17 protein-coding genes are annotated in these 15,485 nt (G+C 68.0%); 7 read left to right on the top strand and 10 right to left on the bottom strand.

Annotation, left to right across the window (positions count from 1 at the left end):
* Positions 1 to 61: 61 nt before the first annotated feature.
* Both UU9_RS09780 and hemH read right to left on the bottom strand, forming a co-directional pair.
* Positions 62 to 949 carry an alpha/beta fold hydrolase gene (locus UU9_RS09780; protein WP_007081589.1) on the bottom strand — a complete coding sequence of 296 codons (888 nt, stop codon included), beginning with the start codon at positions 947 to 949 and terminating at the stop codon, positions 62 to 64.
* On the bottom strand, positions 913 to 1,980 hold the full coding sequence (gene hemH / locus UU9_RS09775; protein ID WP_040670753.1) for a ferrochelatase: 1,068 nt from the start codon (positions 1,978 to 1,980) through the stop codon (positions 913 to 915). Before hemH ends, UU9_RS09780 begins: the two co-directional genes overlap by 37 nt.
* Positions 1,981 to 2,098: 118 nt before the next feature.
* Here hemH and UU9_RS09770 point away from each other — a divergent pair, with 118 nt between their 5' ends.
* The 4 genes from UU9_RS09770 to tatC all read left to right on the top strand — a co-directional run bounded on the left by UU9_RS09770 (position 2,099) and on the right by tatC (position 4,297).
* Complete coding sequence (locus UU9_RS09770; protein WP_007081587.1) at positions 2,099 to 2,788, top strand: lipid-binding SYLF domain-containing protein; 690 nt, start codon at positions 2,099 to 2,101, stop codon at positions 2,786 to 2,788.
* Between the two features lie 61 nt (positions 2,789 to 2,849).
* Positions 2,850 to 3,074 carry a Sec-independent protein translocase subunit TatA gene (gene tatA, locus UU9_RS09765; protein ID WP_007081586.1) on the top strand — a complete coding sequence of 75 codons (225 nt, stop codon included), beginning with the start codon at positions 2,850 to 2,852 and terminating at the stop codon, positions 3,072 to 3,074.
* Between the two features lie 30 nt (positions 3,075 to 3,104).
* Positions 3,105 to 3,539 (top strand): Sec-independent protein translocase protein TatB, encoded by a 435-nt coding sequence (tatB, locus tag UU9_RS17530; protein ID WP_007081585.1) that lies wholly within the window; start codon positions 3,105 to 3,107, stop codon positions 3,537 to 3,539.
* Complete coding sequence (gene tatC, locus UU9_RS09755) at positions 3,536 to 4,297, top strand: twin-arginine translocase subunit TatC (protein ID WP_007081584.1); 762 nt, start codon at positions 3,536 to 3,538, stop codon at positions 4,295 to 4,297. Before tatB ends, tatC begins: the two co-directional genes overlap by 4 nt.
* Before the next feature lie 3 nt (positions 4,298 to 4,300).
* Here the strand turns inward: tatC and UU9_RS09750 are convergent, their stop codons facing one another.
* Together UU9_RS09750 and UU9_RS09745 are read right to left on the bottom strand one after the other, a co-directional pair.
* The gene (locus UU9_RS09750; RefSeq protein ID WP_007081583.1) at positions 4,301 to 5,665 is read right to left on the bottom strand and encodes a S41 family peptidase; all 1,365 of its coding nucleotides are present in this window, start codon (positions 5,663 to 5,665) and stop codon (positions 4,301 to 4,303) included.
* Positions 5,666 to 5,742: 77 nt separating this feature from the next.
* Complete coding sequence (locus tag UU9_RS09745) at positions 5,743 to 6,957, bottom strand: murein hydrolase activator EnvC family protein (RefSeq protein ID WP_007081582.1); 1,215 nt, start codon at positions 6,955 to 6,957, stop codon at positions 5,743 to 5,745.
* A 166-nt stretch (positions 6,958 to 7,123) separates the two neighbouring features.
* Between UU9_RS09745 and UU9_RS09740 the strand changes: the two genes are divergently transcribed.
* Positions 7,124 to 7,999: a methylglyoxal synthase gene (locus tag UU9_RS09740; protein ID WP_007081581.1), complete on the top strand. Its 876-nt coding sequence runs from the start codon at positions 7,124 to 7,126 to the stop codon at positions 7,997 to 7,999.
* A 67-nt stretch (positions 8,000 to 8,066) separates the two neighbouring features.
* Here UU9_RS09740 and UU9_RS09735 read toward each other — a convergent pair whose 3' ends face one another.
* From UU9_RS09735 to UU9_RS09710, 6 genes are read right to left on the bottom strand one after another with little or no spacing between them, the layout of a single operon-like run.
* Entirely contained in the window at positions 8,067 to 8,975 is a 909-nt protein-coding gene (locus tag UU9_RS09735; RefSeq protein WP_007081580.1) for an SMP-30/gluconolactonase/LRE family protein, read from the bottom strand.
* On the bottom strand, positions 8,972 to 9,739 hold the full coding sequence (locus UU9_RS09730) for an SDR family NAD(P)-dependent oxidoreductase (protein ID WP_007081579.1): 768 nt from the start codon (positions 9,737 to 9,739) through the stop codon (positions 8,972 to 8,974). The genes UU9_RS09735 and UU9_RS09730 overlap by 4 nt, the downstream gene beginning before the upstream one ends.
* A gap of 5 nt (positions 9,740 to 9,744) precedes the next feature.
* On the bottom strand, positions 9,745 to 10,893 hold the full coding sequence (gene dgoD, locus UU9_RS09725) for a galactonate dehydratase (RefSeq protein ID WP_007081578.1): 1,149 nt from the start codon (positions 10,891 to 10,893) through the stop codon (positions 9,745 to 9,747).
* Positions 10,890 to 11,525 carry a 2-dehydro-3-deoxy-6-phosphogalactonate aldolase gene (locus tag UU9_RS09720; protein WP_007081577.1) on the bottom strand — a complete coding sequence of 212 codons (636 nt, stop codon included), beginning with the start codon at positions 11,523 to 11,525 and terminating at the stop codon, positions 10,890 to 10,892. Before UU9_RS09720 ends, dgoD begins: the two co-directional genes overlap by 4 nt.
* On the bottom strand, positions 11,522 to 12,472 hold the full coding sequence (locus UU9_RS09715) for a 2-dehydro-3-deoxygalactonokinase (protein ID WP_007081576.1): 951 nt from the start codon (positions 12,470 to 12,472) through the stop codon (positions 11,522 to 11,524). The genes UU9_RS09720 and UU9_RS09715 overlap by 4 nt, the downstream gene beginning before the upstream one ends.
* Before the next feature lie 4 nt (positions 12,473 to 12,476).
* Positions 12,477 to 13,193: a FadR/GntR family transcriptional regulator gene (locus UU9_RS09710; RefSeq protein WP_040670722.1), complete on the bottom strand. Its 717-nt coding sequence runs from the start codon at positions 13,191 to 13,193 to the stop codon at positions 12,477 to 12,479.
* 255 nt (positions 13,194 to 13,448) lie between these two features.
* On the opposite strand from UU9_RS09710, the gene UU9_RS09705 reads away from it, so the two are divergent.
* Both UU9_RS09705 and UU9_RS09700 read left to right on the top strand, forming a co-directional pair.
* Positions 13,449 to 14,618 (top strand): aldose epimerase family protein, encoded by a 1,170-nt coding sequence (locus UU9_RS09705; RefSeq protein ID WP_040670721.1) that lies wholly within the window; start codon positions 13,449 to 13,451, stop codon positions 14,616 to 14,618.
* A 72-nt stretch (positions 14,619 to 14,690) separates the two neighbouring features.
* The gene (locus tag UU9_RS09700) at positions 14,691 to 15,458 is read left to right on the top strand and encodes an NRDE family protein (protein ID WP_007081573.1); all 768 of its coding nucleotides are present in this window, start codon (positions 14,691 to 14,693) and stop codon (positions 15,456 to 15,458) included.
* The last annotated feature ends 27 nt before the right edge of the window (positions 15,459 to 15,485 follow it).

The raw sequence follows: 15,485 nt of genomic DNA, 5'->3' as shown, positions 1-15,485 counted from the left end.
GGTGTCGATGCGCGGTCGAATGCCGCGGCATCTTCAGGTGCGCTGGCGATCGTGACCGATGCTAGCGCGCGGGTCCGTTCTCGGCCTTGATCCAGGTCGCCACGGCGGCGGGATGTTCCAGGTGGAGATGGTGGCCGCCGTCCATGTGGCTGACGACGATGCCATCGACGCTGTCGATGCGCGCCTGCATCAACGCCGTCGGCAAATAGGACGTCGATGGTTGCGCCAGCAGCAGTGTGGTGGGTGAGGCGATGCCCTGCAGCAGGGCGTGTACCTGCGATTCGGCCAGTCGCGTGGCGCTGGACCGGGTCAGGCGCGGATCACTGCGCCAGCGCCAGCCGCCGTCGACCTCTGCGAGGCTGCGCGTCACGATCGGTCGCGCCAGATCGCCGCGCAAACCACTGGCGATCTGGCGTGCGTCGACGGCTTGGTCGATGCTGCGGAACAGCCGCAACGGCTTGCGTGGTTGTTCCTGCGCCAGCGCCTCGCGAAAGCGTTGCAGCGTACGCGTGCCATCGTCGCCGAGCGGGCCCAGCCCCTCGACCAGCCACAGCCGTTCGATCCGCGACGGCGCGGCCGCCGCCACCAGCGAGGCAATGCCCGCGCCCAGCGAATGCCCCAGCAGACTGTAGCGATCCAGCCCCAGCGCATCGGCGGCGGCCAGCACGGTACGCACGTAATCCACATAGTGATACTGCGCGCCCGCCGCCATGTGGTCGGCGTGCCCGTGCCCGGGCAGATCCAGCGCGATCACCTGGAACCGCGTGGCCAGCAGGGGCGCCAGCAGCGCATAGGTGCCGGCATTGTCGAGCCAGCCATGCAGGGCCAGCAGCGGCGGCAGCGCGTCGTCGCCCCAGACCTGTGCGGCGAGGGTGAGGTGCGGCAGCGCGATGCGCCGTTCGCGCGGTTCGATCACGCGGCGCCGTCGTCGTTGGCGAATGTCGGCCATCCGCGGAGATGGCGCCGCAGCAACGCGGCCAGGCTGTCGATCTGCTCGGGGCTGTCGTTCAGCGCGGGGATGTAGCGCAGCGATTGGCCGCCGGCGGCGAGGAAGAAGTCGCGGTTCTGCATCGCGATTTCCTCCAGCGTCTCCAGGCAATCCACCGCGAAACCGGGGCAGGCCACGTCGAGACACTTCACGCCGTCGGCCGCCAGCTGGCGCACGGTGGCGTCGGTGTAGGGATGCAGCCAGCGCTCGCGGCCCACCCGCGACTGGAAACTCACCAGCAGTTCGCTCTCGCCCAGCCGCAGGCGCTGGCGCAGTAAGCGCGCGGTGGCCTGGCACTGCTCGGCGTAGGGATCGCCCAGCCGTACGTAGCGCTCCGGGATGCCGTGGAAGGACAGCAGCAGCTTGTCGCCGCGACCGTTATCGGCCCACCAGCGTTCGATGCGCCGTGCCAGTGCTTCGATGTGCCCCGTATCGTCGTGATAATCGTTGATCAGGCGCAGTTCGGGCGGCCAGCGCATCGCCTTCATCGCGTCGGCCACCGCATCGATCACCGAGCCGGTGGACGTGGCCGAATACTGCGGATACAGCGGCAACACCAGCAGCCGGCGCACACCCTCGCGATGCAGTTGCGCGATGGTATCGGCCACGGCGGGCTCGCCGTAGCGCATCGCCAGTGCCACCCGCAGCGTGCCCGGTTGCTCACGCTCCAGCTTGGCCTGCAATGCCGCCGCCAGGGCCTCGCTTTCGAAGCGCAGCGGCGAGCCGCGCTCGGTCCAGATCCGCGCGTAGGCATGCGCCGAACGCGCCGGTCGGGTGCGCAGGATGACCCCGTGCAGAATCAGCCACCACAGCCAGCGCGGGTAGTCGATGACCCGTGTGTCGCCAAGGAACTCCGCCAGATAGGGTCGCACCGCCTGCGCGGTGGGCGCGGTCGGCGTGCCCAGGTTGACCAGCAAAACGGCTGTCTGAACGGACTGAACGTCGGTCGTGTGGGAATGGCCGGTGGGGCCGGTATAGTAATTGGGTGGCATCGTGACGAGGGCGATTGCGTCGAAGGCGATCAATCGCGCAGTCTGCCACAAGCGCCCATCCGGGCTGTGAGCACGCCCATCGTCGCCCCGCATCCCAACCCCACGTGGAGCTGAGCCCATGTTCAAGATCCCGCTGCATCGTCTGCTTGTGATCGGCGTTGCCCTGCTGCTGCCCGCCGTGTCCGTGCACGCCGAAGATCCGCCGCTGGTCCGTGCCAACAATGCCGTGCGCGTGCTGGGCGAAATCATGCAGGCGCCGGACAAGGCCATCCCCAGCGACCTGCTGCGCGAAGCCAAGGCGATCGCGGTGATTCCGGACATGATCAAGGCCGGCTTCATCTTCGGCGGCCGCCGCGGCGAAGGGTTGATCTCGGTGAAGACCCGCGACGGCACCTGGTCCAACCCCAGCTTCATCACCATGACCGGCGGCAGCGTGGGCTTCCAGGCGGGCGTGTCGTCGACCGACGTGATCCTGGTGTTTCGCACCCAGCGCGGCGTCGATTCCATCGTCAACGGCAAGTTCACCCTGGGCGCCGATGCGTCGGCGGCGGCCGGTCCGGTCGGTCGTACGGCCAGCGCGGCCACCGACGGCCAGCTGAAGGCGGAAATCTATTCCTACTCGCGCACGCGCGGGCTGTTTGCCGGCGTGGCGCTGGATGGCTCGGCGCTGCGCATCGATTATGATGCGAATGCCGCCATCTACGGCCCCGGCATCACGCCGCGGCGCATCTTCGAAGGTGGCGTGAGCAATATCCCCGCGCCGGTGGTCGATTTTCGCGACCGGCTGGAAGAGTACACTCAGCGATGAGCCGTCGGCGCTGCGGCGCGCTCCGGCACATCGCTGTCCGTCGCCGTTTTGAGGTCAAACCATGAGCATCACCCATCTCATCATCCTGCTGATCGTCGTCGTGCTGATCTTCGGCACCAAGAAGCTGCGCAACATCGGCTCGGACCTGGGCGGCGCCATGCGCGACTTCAAGAAGGGCCTGGAGGGTGAAGAGGCCAAGTCCAAGGACGAGCAGCGCCTGCAGGCCGATCCGCCGGCCGAGAAAGCTGCCGAGCAGAAGCAACCCGATTCCACCGAATCGAAGTAAGCGCGCGCGGGCGCGGCGGGATACATCGCAATGATCGAGATCAGCTTCGGCAAGCTGGTGCTGCTGGCGCTGGTTGCATTGATCGTGCTGGGCCCGGAGAAGCTGCCCGGCGTGGCGCGCACCGCGGGCGCCTTGCTGCGGCGGGTGCGCAGCGGCTGGGACAACGTGCGCGCCGAGGTGGAGCGGGAGTTCGAGATCGAGGAGATCAAGCGCACCGCGCGCGAGGCCGCGGCGCGCGCCGAAGCCCTGCAGAGCCAGTTGAATGACGGCGTGCAGAAGGTTCGCGAGCCGCTGGCCGGTGCGCTGGACGAAGCGGCGGCGATGGTGCGCCCCAAGACCCCGGCGATCGGGGATGGCGCGGAAACGGGCACGGAAGCAGGCGATGATCCGTCCAGCCAGGTGCAGGCGGAGCTGCCGCTCGACGCGCCGGCGCCAGCCGAACCGAACAGGGATCACTCCGCATGACCACGCCCGACGATCCCGTCGACGACCTGCAGCAGGGCCTGTTTTCGCACCTGATCGAACTGCGCTCGCGCCTGCTCAAGGCGGTGGCGGCGGTGGTGGTGATCCTGCTGGTGCTGGTCCCCTTCGCCAACCGCCTCTACACCGAGCTGGCCGCGCCGCTGGTGGCCCGGTTGCCGGAGGGGGCGCACCTGATCGCCACCGAAGTCGCCAGCCCGTTCGTGACGCCGCTTAAGCTGGCCTTTTACGCGGCGCTGTTCCTCGGCATGCCGATGATCCTCTACCAACTGTGGGCGTTCGTCAGCCCCGGTCTTTACAAGCATGAGAAGCGCCTGGCGCGGCCGCTGCTGGTGGCGGCGATGGGGCTGTTCTATCTGGGCTGCGCCTTTGCCTACTTCCTGGTGCTGCCGGCCGCGTTCCGCTTTCTCACGGCGGTGACGCCGCAAGGCGTGGAGATGATGACCGACATCTCCCATTACCTCGATTTCGTGATGCTGATGTTCTTCGCGTTCGGGCTGTGCTTCGAGGTGCCGGTGGGCGTGGTGATCCTGGCGGCCGTTGGCGTGGTCGACGTGAAGCAACTGCGCAGCGGCCGTCGCTATGCGGTCGTCGGCGCGTTCGCCATTTCCGCGTTCATCACGCCGCCGGACATCACCTCGATGATCATGCTGGCGATCCCGATGTGCCTGCTGTACGAGCTCGGCGTGCTGGCGGTGGGCTGGCTGGTGAAGCCGCGCGAGGCGGCATCGCCCGGCGCGTGAATTTCACCGTGCCGGCTTGACCGCAGCGCGGTTGAGCGACATGCCCTTGAGCACGTTCAGCGCCTGCGACAGCGCGAAATCCTGGGTGGCCAGCTTGGCCTCCTCGTCGGCGGTGTCGCCATGGGACGTCACCGCTTTTTCGTTGGCCAGGTGATGGGGCAGGTCGGATTCGAAGTTCACCGGGCCGGTGGCGCGATCGGCCTTGCGCACTGCCAGATCGGCCAGCACGATGTCGGGCGTGATGCCCTTGGCCTGGATCGAGGTGCCGTTGGGCGTGTAGTAGCGCGCGGTGGTGATCTTCACCGCGTGGTCGGCGTCCAGCGGCAGCACGGTTTGCACCACGCCCTTGCCGAAGGTGCGCTGGCCGATGATCAGCGCGCGGTGGTTGTCCTTCAGCGCGCCGGAGACGATCTCGGCGGCCGACGCGGTGCCGTTGTTGACCAGCACGACCAGCGGCGCACCGTCGAGCAGGTCGCCCGGGTGCGCGGCGAAGCGCAGGTTGGCGTCGGGCAGGCGGCCGCGGGTGGTGACGATCACACCTGAGTCGAGCAGGTCGTCGCTGACCGAGACGGCGGCGGTCAGCAGGCCGCCGGGGTTGTTGCGCAGGTCCAGCACCGCGCCTTTCAGCGGGCCGTTCTTCCGCAGCAGTTCGGGCAGCTTCTTTTCCAGGTCGGCGGCGGTGTCGCTCTGGAACTGGGTCAGCCGGATATAGGCGTAGCCCGGCTCCAGTTCGCGCGTCTTGACGCTGGCGATGGCGATGTTCTCGCGCACCAGGTTCAGGTCGATCGGCTTGTCGCTGTTGGCGTGCACGATGGTCAGGCTGATCTTGCTGCCGGGTTCGCCGCGCAGCTGCTTGAACATCGCATCGACATTCTGCGGGTCGATGGTAGTGCCGTTGATCTTCACGATGTCGTCGCCCGGCTGGATGCCGGCGCGCGCGGCGGGTGTGTCGTCGATCGGGGTGACGATGTGCAGGCCGCCGTCGGTCTGCAACACCTCGATGCCCAGCCCGCTGTACTGGCCGGTGGTGTCCTCGCTGAGCTGTTGCAGGCCTTCCTTGTCGAGGTAGGCGCTGTGCGGATCGAGCTGGCTGAGCATGCCGCTGATCGCCGCATTCATCAGCGTCTTGTTGTCGACCTTTTCCACATAGGCCTGGCGCACCACTTCATACACGCGGCTGAAGCGCCGCACGTCGTCCAGGTCGATCGCATCCTCATTCGGCCCGGAGGCGGAGCTGGCGGTGGCCGGCAGGTCGACCGGGGCGGCGGCGCTGCGGGCGGCCGCCGGTGCCGCCGTCTGCGCCAGCAGCGGTGCGGCCAGCAGCAGGCCGGTCAGGCCGGCGAGGGATCCGCGAAGGAAAACACGCATGACGCAAGACTCCAGGAAAACGGGGTGCGTCGCCGGGGACGCGGTTCGGGCCAGCCTGCGGCGCGGCGCCGTCGGCGTCAACGGTGCTTGCTCAGCCAGCTGCGCGGATCGACCGGTTGGCTGTTGTGCCGCAGCTCGAAATACACGCCGGTGTTGACGCCGGTGGGCGCGCTGGCGGTGCCGATGGCCTGGCCCGCTTCGATCGCGTCGCCCACGCCGTGCAGCAGGGTTTCGTTGTTGCCGTACATGCTCATCCAGCCGTCGCCGTGGTTGAGGATCAGCAGCATGCCGTAGCCGCGCAGGAAACCCGCGTAGATCACCCGGCCACGCGCCACGGCGTGGATCTCGCTGCCACCGCTGGCGCGGATCAGCACGCCGTTGCCGTAGCTGTGCACGTCGCCCGCCGCCGGCCACGGCAGATTGCCGCGGATGTTGGCGCCGGCATTGCCCACTTCCACCGGCGGCGCCTTGCGGCCGGTGCGTTTCTGTTTCGCCGCCTCGCGTGCCGCCGCCTGGCGGGCCTTGCGGGCCGCTTCGTCGATGGCCTTTTGCAGCTTGTCGACCAGCGCGTTCAAGGCCTGCGCGTTCTCTTTCAGCGCGGCCAGTCGCTGTGCCTGGTCCTGGTAGGTGGCGTCGGCCTCGCGCGCCAGTTTCTGCTGCGCGGCGCGCTGCTTTTTCAGCGTCTGCGCCTGTTCCTCGCGCTTTTCGCGCACCGCCTGCAAGGCTTGTTGCTCGGCGGTGATGGTGGTTTCCACTTCCTGCAGGCGGGCCAGGTCGGTCATCAGCAGGCGCACGCGTTCGACCCGGTCACGCTGGAAATAGGTCGAGTAGACCAGCGCCCGCGAGATCCGGCCCACATCCTCGTCGCCCAGCAGCAGGCGCAGGTCGGAGCCGCGGCCCAGGGTATAGGTGGCGCGCAACAGCGCGGCGATGGCGGCACGCTGCCCCGCCAGTTTTTCCTGCAGCGCGCTGCGTTGTTGTTGCAGGTCGTCGAGCTGTTGTTGTTTGGCCGCCTGCTCCGCTTCGGTCTGACGCAGGGCGCGGGCGGCGACGGCCAGCGCCGTGGCCTGCTTGGCGAGTTCCGCGTTGAGCTGCTCGCGCCGCGCGGCGGTTTCCGATTGCTGCTTGGCCAGGGCCTGCATCCTGCTGTGCACGTCGGCCAGCTTCTTGCGGGCGGCGGCCTGCTCCGTGCTGCTCTGCGGGCTGGCGATGAGCGCGGGTGCCGCGCCGAACAGGACCGCGGCGATTACCAGGCAGGCGGGCAGGCGAAGGAAACGGGCGGGGCTGGGCATCGGGTGATTATCACCGAGCCGGCCGGTGGGAGCGAGCGGCCATGGCGTGCCGATTGTCACGCAGGTTGGTTAAGCTTCCTGTCTGTCGAGATGTCCATGGCGCGGCGCCAAGCGCTGGCCGATGGATCCGGCACAACTCAATCGATGCACGTTCAAGGAGAGCACTATGCGTATGGGCCTGGCTGCCAACCAACGCCACCACGGTCACGAAGATGCGGCGTTGTTTCGCTGGCTGCGTGCCTGCGAGCCGGGTATCCGTGAGTTGGAACTGGGCCTGCACGCCGTGGGGCGAACCTGCGACGCCATCGTCCGCGCCGGCTGGCTCAACAACTACCCGGCGCTGCGCCGTTATCCCTACGGCCGCGATGGCGGCTTGATGAAGCTGGTGGCGGAGGTCGTCGGCCTGCAGGAATCGGAGCGCGCACTGGATGGCGCGATCTACCTGATCGATCCGGTCGACCCGTCCTCGATCTTCCCCGAGGCGATCGCGCTGAAACGCCAGTGCGTGATCCACCAGAAACCGTTCATTTCGACGGTGGCGTCGGCGCGCGACTGGGTGGAGATCGAGCGCATCCATGCCGGTTTCGCACCGGACCCGGGCGCCAACGAACTGCACGCGCTGGAGACGCATACGCTGGCGCTGATCGCCCACGATGCGATGAAGCCGCAGATGCTGGCGTTCGCCGCCGAACACTTCGACCTGCTATCGCGCTTTGCCGCCCGCGTGGCCACCGGCACCACCGGCCAGCGTCTCAACGAGCTGGCCTGGAGCCGCGGCTGGCCGCAGGACAAGCCGTGGGTGCAGCGCTACCAGAGCGGCCCGATGGGCGGCGACGCGCAGATCGCCGACCTGGTGCTGGAACGCCGCTGCCAGCGCGCCATCTTCTTCGAGGACCCGCACGTGGCACGCCAGCACGAAGCCGATATCCAGCTGCTCGAGCGTGCGGTGACCACGGTGACCGACGCCACCGTCTGCATGACCTCGCCCAAGGTGGCCGCGCGCTGGGCCGAAGCGGTGGCGCTGCGCAAAGCAGCCGTTTAGACGGCTGTTCCGCCATGGCCCGGCACGCGCCGCGCGTCGGGCCATGGCACGACTCGGTTCGAACCGCTCACCCGAGTGAAGGGCTGCCGCCGAAGCGCGCTTCGGCAAGGCCATGCACGCCCGCAGGGGCGGGCGCCGAGAACAGCGCGCCGTTGCGCGGTTCATCGCGCACGCAATCCGCAGGCAGGCCGTCGCGGGCGCTGGTGATGTACAGCGTGTCCAGCGCCGCGCCGCCCAGTGCCGGCCGCGTCGGCTGCCGGGCGGGCAGCGGCACCACGGTGTCCTCGCGGCCATCGGCGCGATATCGCACCACGCGCGACATGCCCCATTGCGCGTTCCACAGGCCACCTTCGGCATCCACGGTCGAGCCGTCGGGATCGCCTTCGATGCCGGCCAGGTCGACGAAGGTGCGTGGAGTGCCCAGGCGGCCATCAACTGCGTAATCGCAGCACTGGATGCGCTGGGTGGGCGAGTCGCAGAAATACATCGTGGCGCCGTCGGGGCTGAAGGCAAGGCTGTTGCTGATCGCCACCGAAGGCAGCGGCAGGCGTTCCAGCGACAGGTCGGTGTTCAACCGATAGAAGCCTCCGATGGCCTGTTTCGGCGCATCACCTTCGGGCTCGTGCATGGTGCCGAAGACGAAGCGGCCCTGGCGATCGCAGGCGCCGTCGTTGACCCGGGTGAGCAGGTCCGGCTCCACATCGACAATGGGTTGCAGCTCGCCGCTGTCCAGGTGGAAAAACGCCAGCTGCGAAGCCAGTCCCAGCAACAGCCAGCCGTCGGCCTCGCACAGCGCGAACGAGGCCAGCCGCTCGGGCATCGTCCACTGGCGCGTGGCGCCGTCGTGCGGCGTGTAGCGCCACAGCGTCGAGGCGAGGATGTCGGTCCAGTACAGCGCCTGCGTGCGCGGGCACCACTGCACGCCTTCGCCCAACCGGTTGTCCGCCGCCACGACGGATTGCGCCGCGATACTCATACCCAGCCCCCATCGATGATGACGTCTTTTGCCGTCAGCATACGGCTGTCGTCGGCCGCCAGGAACAGTGCGCCGCGGGCCAGATCGTCGGCCATCACGTGGCCGGGCAGGCATTGGTTGCGGGCGATGTCGGCTTCGCCCTCGGCGTCCAGCCACAGCCGTTGCTGCTTTTCGGTGATCACCCAGCCGGGCACCAGGCAGTTGATGCGGATGTGGTGCTGGCCCAGTTCGCGCGCCAGTCCCGCCACCAGGCCGTGGATGGCGGCCTTGGCCATCGTGTACATCGGATAGCCGGCGTTCTTGATCATCCAGCCGGTGGAGCCCAGGCAGATCACCGAGCCGCCGCCCAGCGCTTTCATGTCCTCGACCACCGCCTGCGTGGCGAAGTACTGGTGGCGCAGATTCACCGCCACGCTGCGCTCGAAATCGGCGGTGGTGGTTGCAGCGAAATCGTGGCGCACGTCGTTGGCGGCGTTGTTGATCAGCACCGCGATCGGGCCGATGTGCGCGCGCGCCTGGTCGATCGCACCCTTCAGCGCATCCAGATCGGTGAGGTCGCAGGCGATGAACAGCGGCGTGTGGTTTACCTCGCCCAGGCCGTCGAGCAGCGATTGTGCCGAGGCGGCATCGACATCCAGAAATGCCACCCGCGCGCCCTGGCGCGCGAAGTGCTCGACGAAGGCGGCGCCGATGCCGCTGGCGCCACCGGTGATCAATACCGCGCGGTCGGCGAGGCTGGGGTAGGTGGCATAGGCGGGTTTCATCGGGGTCACCATTCCGCCACGCTGTTGTCCGCGTGACGCCAGATCGGGTTGCGCCAGCGGTGGCCGACGGCGGCGCGCTCGGTCACGTACTCCTCGTTCACCGTGATGCCCAGGCCGGGCCCGTTGGGGATGGTGACGAAACCGTTTTCGTAGGCGAACACGCTGCGATCGGTGACGTAGTCGAGCAGGTCGTTGCCGGCGTTGTAGTGGATGCCCAGGCTCTGCTCCTGGATGAACGCGTTGTGGCATACCGCGTCGATCTGCAGGTTCGCCGCCAGCGCGATCGGACCCAGCGGGCAATGCAGCGCCAAGGCCACGTCATAGGCTTCGGCCATCGCCGCGATCTTGCACGTTTCGGTGATGCCGCCGGCGTGCGAGGGATCGGGCTGGATGATGTCCACGCCGCCGCGCTGCAGCACGCGCTTGAAGTCGTAGCGCGAGTACAGCCGCTCGCCCAAGGCGATCGGCGCGGGCGAGATCGCGGCGAGTTCGGGGATCGCTTCCAGGTGATCGGACAGCACCGGCTCCTCGATGAACATCAGCTTGTACGGTGCCAGCTCGCGCATCAGCACCTTGGCCATCGGCTTGTGCACGCGGCCGTGGAAATCCAGCCCCAGGCCCACGTTCGGGCCCACCGCGTCACGCACCGCCTGCACGTTTTCCAGCACGCGCTCGACCTTGTCGTGCGTATCGACGTACTGCATTTCCTCGGTGGCGTTCATCTTCACGGCGGTGAAGCCGCGCGCCACCGCCTCACTGGCGGCTCTGGCTGTATCGGCCGGGCGGTCGCCGCCGATCCACGAATACACGCGGATGCGGTCGCGCACCGGGCCGCCCAGCAGCGCATGCACGGGCACGTTCAGATCCTTGCCCTTGATGTCCCACAGCGCCTGGTCGATGCCGGCGATGGCACTCATCAGGATCGGGCCGCCACGATAGAAGCCGCCGCGGTACATCACGTTCCACAAATCCTCGATGTGGCGCGGGTCCTTGCCGATCAGGTAATCGGAAAGCTCGTCCACGGCGGCGGCCACGGTATGCGCGCGGCCTTCCACCACCGGCTCGCCCCAGCCGCTGATGCCTGCATCGGTGTCGATGCGCAGGAACAGCCAGCGCGGCGGCACCAGGAAGGTGGTGAGCTTGGTGATCTTCATGCACCTTCTCCCCGCGGCAGCGCGGCCCACGCTCGCGCAAACGCCTGCGCACGGCGGCCCACGTCGGCCACGTCGCGGCCGGGCGCATACAGCGCCGAACCAATGCCGAAACCGTTGGCGCCCGCGTCGACGTAGGGCTGCATGTTGTCGGGCGTGATGCCGCCTACCGGCAGCAGCGCCAGATCGCGCGGCAACACCGCACGCCACGCTTTCACGACGGCCGGGCTGACCTGTTCGGCGGGGAAGATCTTCAGCGCGTCCGCGCCGGCGGCCAGCGCGGCGAACGCCTCGGTGGGCGTGGCAACGCCGGGCGTGCAGACCATGCCGGCGCGCTTGGCGGCGGCGATCACCTGCGTGTCCGCGTGCGGCATCACGATCAGCTTGCCGCCGGCGGCGGCGATGTCGTCGACCTGCGCCGGCGTCATCACGGTGCCGGCGCCGACCAGGCAGCGCTCGCCCAGGCGTTCATGCAGCAGGCGGATGCTTTCCAGCGGATTGGGCGAATTCAGCGGCACTTCCAGCATGCGAAAGCCGGCGTCGGCAATCACTTCGCCGATGGCGACGGCCTCGCGCGGGGTGAGGCCACGCAGGATGGCGATCAGTGGTAACGGGTCGAGCCAGGAACGGATCATCCGGGGAGCTCCATGGGGACGGGAGAGGGGCGATCGACGGCCAGGCCGGCGACGCGGGCGATGCGCCACAGGCCGCGCGCGGTGGCGTCGGCGATCCAGGCGGGGTCGGGCAGGTCGAACAAGGCGGCGGCACGGCGGTAGCGCAGGCACAGCGCTTCGTCGCCGATCAACACCGGGGCTTCACCGCGATCGAGCCAGCCGGCGGCGAGCGCGGCGCGCCACTCTTCGCCGATCAGCAGGCCGGACAGGTAGTCGGGCACGGCGGCGGCGTCCAGTTTCCCTTCGAGCACCAGCGTGCGCGCGGAAAACAGCCGCGTCAGCACGCCGGCCGAGCCGCTGGCGCGGGCAGCGCGCACGCCGTCATCGAAGCTTTCGTGGTTGCGTGCTGCAGCGGGTGCATCGGGCAGGGAGGTGCCGAGAATCGAGTGCGTGCGCAGCACACCGTACAACTCGCCGGTCATCATCGTGGTGAAGCCGCTGATGCGGCGCCGGTGCAGCTGCACCCATTTGCTGTGCGTGCCGGGCAACACCAGCGGCGTGCCCTCGGCGATGCGTGGCTGCGCATCCAGCGCGCCGATCAGTTGGGTCTCCTCGCCCCGCATCACATCGGGGCCCGCGCTGTCACGCACGCCCGGAACGATATGGATGCGGCGTCCATCGGCGGCCGCTACCGTTACCAGACGGGCAGCCAATGCGTGCACGTCGACGGGCGTGTCGACATAGGGCGCTTCGTGCCAGCCCTGCTGGCTGCCGACCATGCCGGCGGCCAGCACCGGACATGACGGCCAGCCCTCGCAGATCGATGAAAGCGCGGCCTCGAAGCCGCCGTCGGGCAACTGACGGATGCCCCAGGCGCGATGGCGGGTTTCGTGCACGCCGCCTTCGCCGTCGAACAGCATCGCGCGCAGGCTGGAGGTGCCCCAGTCGAGGCCGATCAGCCAGCCCATGGTTTCAACCTTTCTCCACATGACGGCGCGTCTTGTTCATGGGGGTGCTGGAGTCGGCGATCATGCGTTGCATGGCGCGCCGGGCGGCTTCGGGTTGCCGGCGACGCACCGCGTCGAGCACCTTGCGATGGTGGGGCAGCGAATATTTGAAATTTTTCACGGTGCGCGCGGACAGCACGAAGAACGTGCCCAGCGCGGTTTCGATCACCGAGAACAGCGAAATCATCAACTCGTTGTTGGTGGCGCTGAGCAGCGCCTCGTGGAAATCAAGATCGGCCTTGGCCCAGGCGTCCAGCGTCTGTGCGGCATCCATTGCGGCGTAGGCGGCTTCGAGTCGCTTGAGTTGTTCCTCGCTGCCGCGCCGTGCGGCCGCGGCGGCGGCGCTCGGTTCGATGATCTCGCGCATTTCCGCCAGTTTCTGCACGAAGTCCTCAGTGGGCATCAGCGCGCAGCGCCACGCCAGCACGTCGGCATCCAGCTGATGCCAGTAGCGCGGGTCGCGCACGCGCGTACCCACCTTGGTGCGTGATTCCACCAGCCCTTTGGCCGACAACACTTTCATCGCCTCGCGCAGCGCGGTGCGGCTCACGTTCATCTGTTCCGCCAGCAGTTCCTCGCGCGGCAGCACATCGCCTGGGCGCAACTCGCCACCCACGATGCGCCGGCCAAGTTCGTGCATGACGTGGCCGTGCAGGTTTCGGGGAGATGTTGCCTTGATCATGGTCGCAGGCCTTCCGCGCCGGCATCGATGAGTGGCCGGACGAGCGAGCGTCCAGCCAGTCGCTGCCGGTCGCCTTGCTGAGAGCGGGGTGCAGTCGTCATAGTAAGTACGGTGGTCGGAAGAGACGCCGGCAGGGAATGTCGGGGAGGCCGAGTGGCGTTGAGGCTTCGGCCCGGCGGGCAGGTCGATTAGTCATACAATATTATCACACGGGCCGGCCGCGCATGGTGCTGTGCCCATCAACGAGGCCGGCACATGAAGCGAGCGAATCGGATCAGGCGGTGGTTGGGTTGGGCGGTGGTCGCGCTGCCGTTGACCGCGGGGGCCAGCACGGCCACCAGCGTCACGCGCGGCGATTTCGGCACCATGCCCGACGGCCGCAAGGTGGGCGAGGTCACGCTGGACAACGGCCATGGCCTGGTGGCGCAGGTGATCACGCTGGGCGCCGCGGTGCGCTCGCTCAATGCGCCCGATCGCAACGGCAAGTCGGCCAATATCGTGCTGGGCTCGATCGACCTGGCGGAGTACCTGGCCAGGCCGCAGTGCTTCGGCGCCACGGTGGGGCGTTATGCCAACCGCATCGCCAAGGGGCGCTTCACGCTGGACGGCCACACGTACCAGCTGCCAATCACGGACGGCGTCAATTCGCTGCACAGTGGCCCGATCGGTTTCGACAAGGTGTTGTGGACGGTGGTCGATACCACGCACGACGCCAACGGCGCCAGCGTCACCCTGCGCTATGTCAGCCCCGATGGCGACATGGGTTTTCCGGGCAAGCTCACTGCCACCGCCGTCTACACGCTGGGCGCGGACAACCGGCTGACGATCGACTACACCGCCACCACCGACAAGCCCACGATCGTCAACATCACCAACCACATCTATTGGAACCTGGCGGGCGAGGCGTCGGGCGACGTGCTGGGCCAGCGGCTGACGATTCCTGCGGATACGTATCTGCCGGTGGATGCGGGTGCGATTCCCACCGGAACTTTCGCCGACGTGACCGGCACCGCGTTCGATTTCCGCCAGGGCAAGCCGATCGGCCAGGACATCCATCGCAGTGGCGAGCCGCAGTTGCTGATTGCGCATGGCTACGACCACAACTGGGTGATCAGCCGTCATCCCGACAACAAAATGCGGCTGATGGCGCGGGCGGAAGATCCCGCTTCCGGCCGCGTGCTGACGCTGCATTCCAACCAGCCGGGGCTGCAGTTCTATTCCGCCAATCATCTGGACGGCACCTCGATCGGCACCAGCGGCACGCGCTACCAGCACAACGCCGGGTTCGCGCTGGAGCCGGAGCTGTTTCCCGACACGCCGAACCAGCCGGCATTCGGCTCGGCCCGCCTGATGCCCGGCCAGACCTATCGCAACCACATCGTGTATGCGTTCTCCACCGCGGATGCCGGCACGCCATCGCCCTGAGGCCGGCCACGGCTGGCCGAGCCGTGGCGCATCGCCCACAATGGTCGGCATGTCGACCATCATTGTTCCGCCATGTGCCTGATCGCCTTCGCCTGGGAGGCCCATCCGCGCTGGCGCCTGCTGCTGGCAGGCAATCGCGACGAAATGCACGCACGTCCCAGCGCGGCGTTGGCGCGCTGGGATGACCTGCCGATCATCGGTGGGCGCGACCTGCAGGCCGGCGGCACCTGGCTGGGCGTCACCGATACGGGGCGCTGCTGCGTGGTCACCAATGTGCGCGATCCGCGCGATCCGCAGCTGGGCGTTTCGCGCGGCATGCTGGCCACCGACTATCTGGCCGGTGCCGCCGACGCCGCCACCCATGCCACGCAGTTGTTGGCGTCGGCGGCCGCATTCCGGCCATTCAACCTGCTCACCTTCGATGGCCGCGACGGCTTCTATCTGGGCAACCGGCCGCAACCGCGGGCGCAGGCGATCACGCCGGGCGTGCATGGCCTGTCCAATGCCGATTTCAATACGCCGTGGCCCAAGACGCGCAACCTGATGCAGCGGGTGCGGCAGTGGATCGACGAAGACGGCGATGACGGTTTCGATCCTCTGTTCGAGGCATTGGCCGACGAACGGCCCGCGCCCGACGCCGAACTGCCGCAGACCGGCGTGGGGCTCGAGCGCGAGCGGCTGCTTTCGGCCGCCTTCATCCGTGGCGAGCACTACGGCACGCGCGCCAGCACGGTGGTGGCGATCGATCGCCACGGTGCTGGCGTGATCGTCGAGCGGCGTTATGGACCGAATGGCCGTATGGACGGCCAATCGTCGCTGCCCATCGGTGGCGCGGGCTAGCGATCGGCTGTGCCGCGCTGCGGCGAT

Origin of the sequence: Rhodanobacter fulvus Jip2 (genome assembly GCF_000264315.1) — a bacterium.
GTDB lineage: Bacteria > Pseudomonadota > Gammaproteobacteria > Xanthomonadales > Rhodanobacteraceae > Rhodanobacter > Rhodanobacter fulvus.
This window is presented reverse-complemented; position numbering and strand designations above follow the sequence as displayed.

Bases quoted from the DNA above. Each gene is read 5' to 3' on its own strand.
- UU9_RS09780 (WP_007081589.1), bottom strand. From the start codon at position 949: ATGGCCGACATTCGCCAACGACGACGGCGCCGCGTGATCGAACCGCGC.
- hemH (WP_040670753.1), bottom strand. From the start codon at position 1,980: ATGCCACCCAATTACTATACCGGCCCCACCGGCCATTCCCACACGACC.
- UU9_RS09770 (WP_007081587.1), top strand. From the start codon at position 2,099: ATGTTCAAGATCCCGCTGCATCGTCTGCTTGTGATCGGCGTTGCCCTG.
- tatA (WP_007081586.1), top strand. From the start codon at position 2,850: ATGAGCATCACCCATCTCATCATCCTGCTGATCGTCGTCGTGCTGATC.
- tatB (WP_007081585.1), top strand. From the start codon at position 3,105: ATGATCGAGATCAGCTTCGGCAAGCTGGTGCTGCTGGCGCTGGTTGCA.
- tatC (WP_007081584.1), top strand. From the start codon at position 3,536: ATGACCACGCCCGACGATCCCGTCGACGACCTGCAGCAGGGCCTGTTT.
- UU9_RS09750 (WP_007081583.1), bottom strand. From the start codon at position 5,665: ATGCGTGTTTTCCTTCGCGGATCCCTCGCCGGCCTGACCGGCCTGCTG.
- UU9_RS09745 (WP_007081582.1), bottom strand. From the start codon at position 6,957: ATGCCCAGCCCCGCCCGTTTCCTTCGCCTGCCCGCCTGCCTGGTAATC.
- UU9_RS09740 (WP_007081581.1), top strand. From the start codon at position 7,124: ATGCGTATGGGCCTGGCTGCCAACCAACGCCACCACGGTCACGAAGAT.
- UU9_RS09735 (WP_007081580.1), bottom strand. From the start codon at position 8,975: ATGAGTATCGCGGCGCAATCCGTCGTGGCGGCGGACAACCGGTTGGGC.
- UU9_RS09730 (WP_007081579.1), bottom strand. From the start codon at position 9,739: ATGAAACCCGCCTATGCCACCTACCCCAGCCTCGCCGACCGCGCGGTA.
- dgoD (WP_007081578.1), bottom strand. From the start codon at position 10,893: ATGAAGATCACCAAGCTCACCACCTTCCTGGTGCCGCCGCGCTGGCTG.
- UU9_RS09720 (WP_007081577.1), bottom strand. From the start codon at position 11,525: ATGATCCGTTCCTGGCTCGACCCGTTACCACTGATCGCCATCCTGCGT.
- UU9_RS09715 (WP_007081576.1), bottom strand. From the start codon at position 12,472: ATGGGCTGGCTGATCGGCCTCGACTGGGGCACCTCCAGCCTGCGCGCG.
- UU9_RS09710 (WP_040670722.1), bottom strand. From the start codon at position 13,193: ATGATCAAGGCAACATCTCCCCGAAACCTGCACGGCCACGTCATGCAC.
- UU9_RS09705 (WP_040670721.1), top strand. From the start codon at position 13,449: ATGAAGCGAGCGAATCGGATCAGGCGGTGGTTGGGTTGGGCGGTGGTC.
- UU9_RS09700 (WP_007081573.1), top strand. From the start codon at position 14,691: ATGTGCCTGATCGCCTTCGCCTGGGAGGCCCATCCGCGCTGGCGCCTG.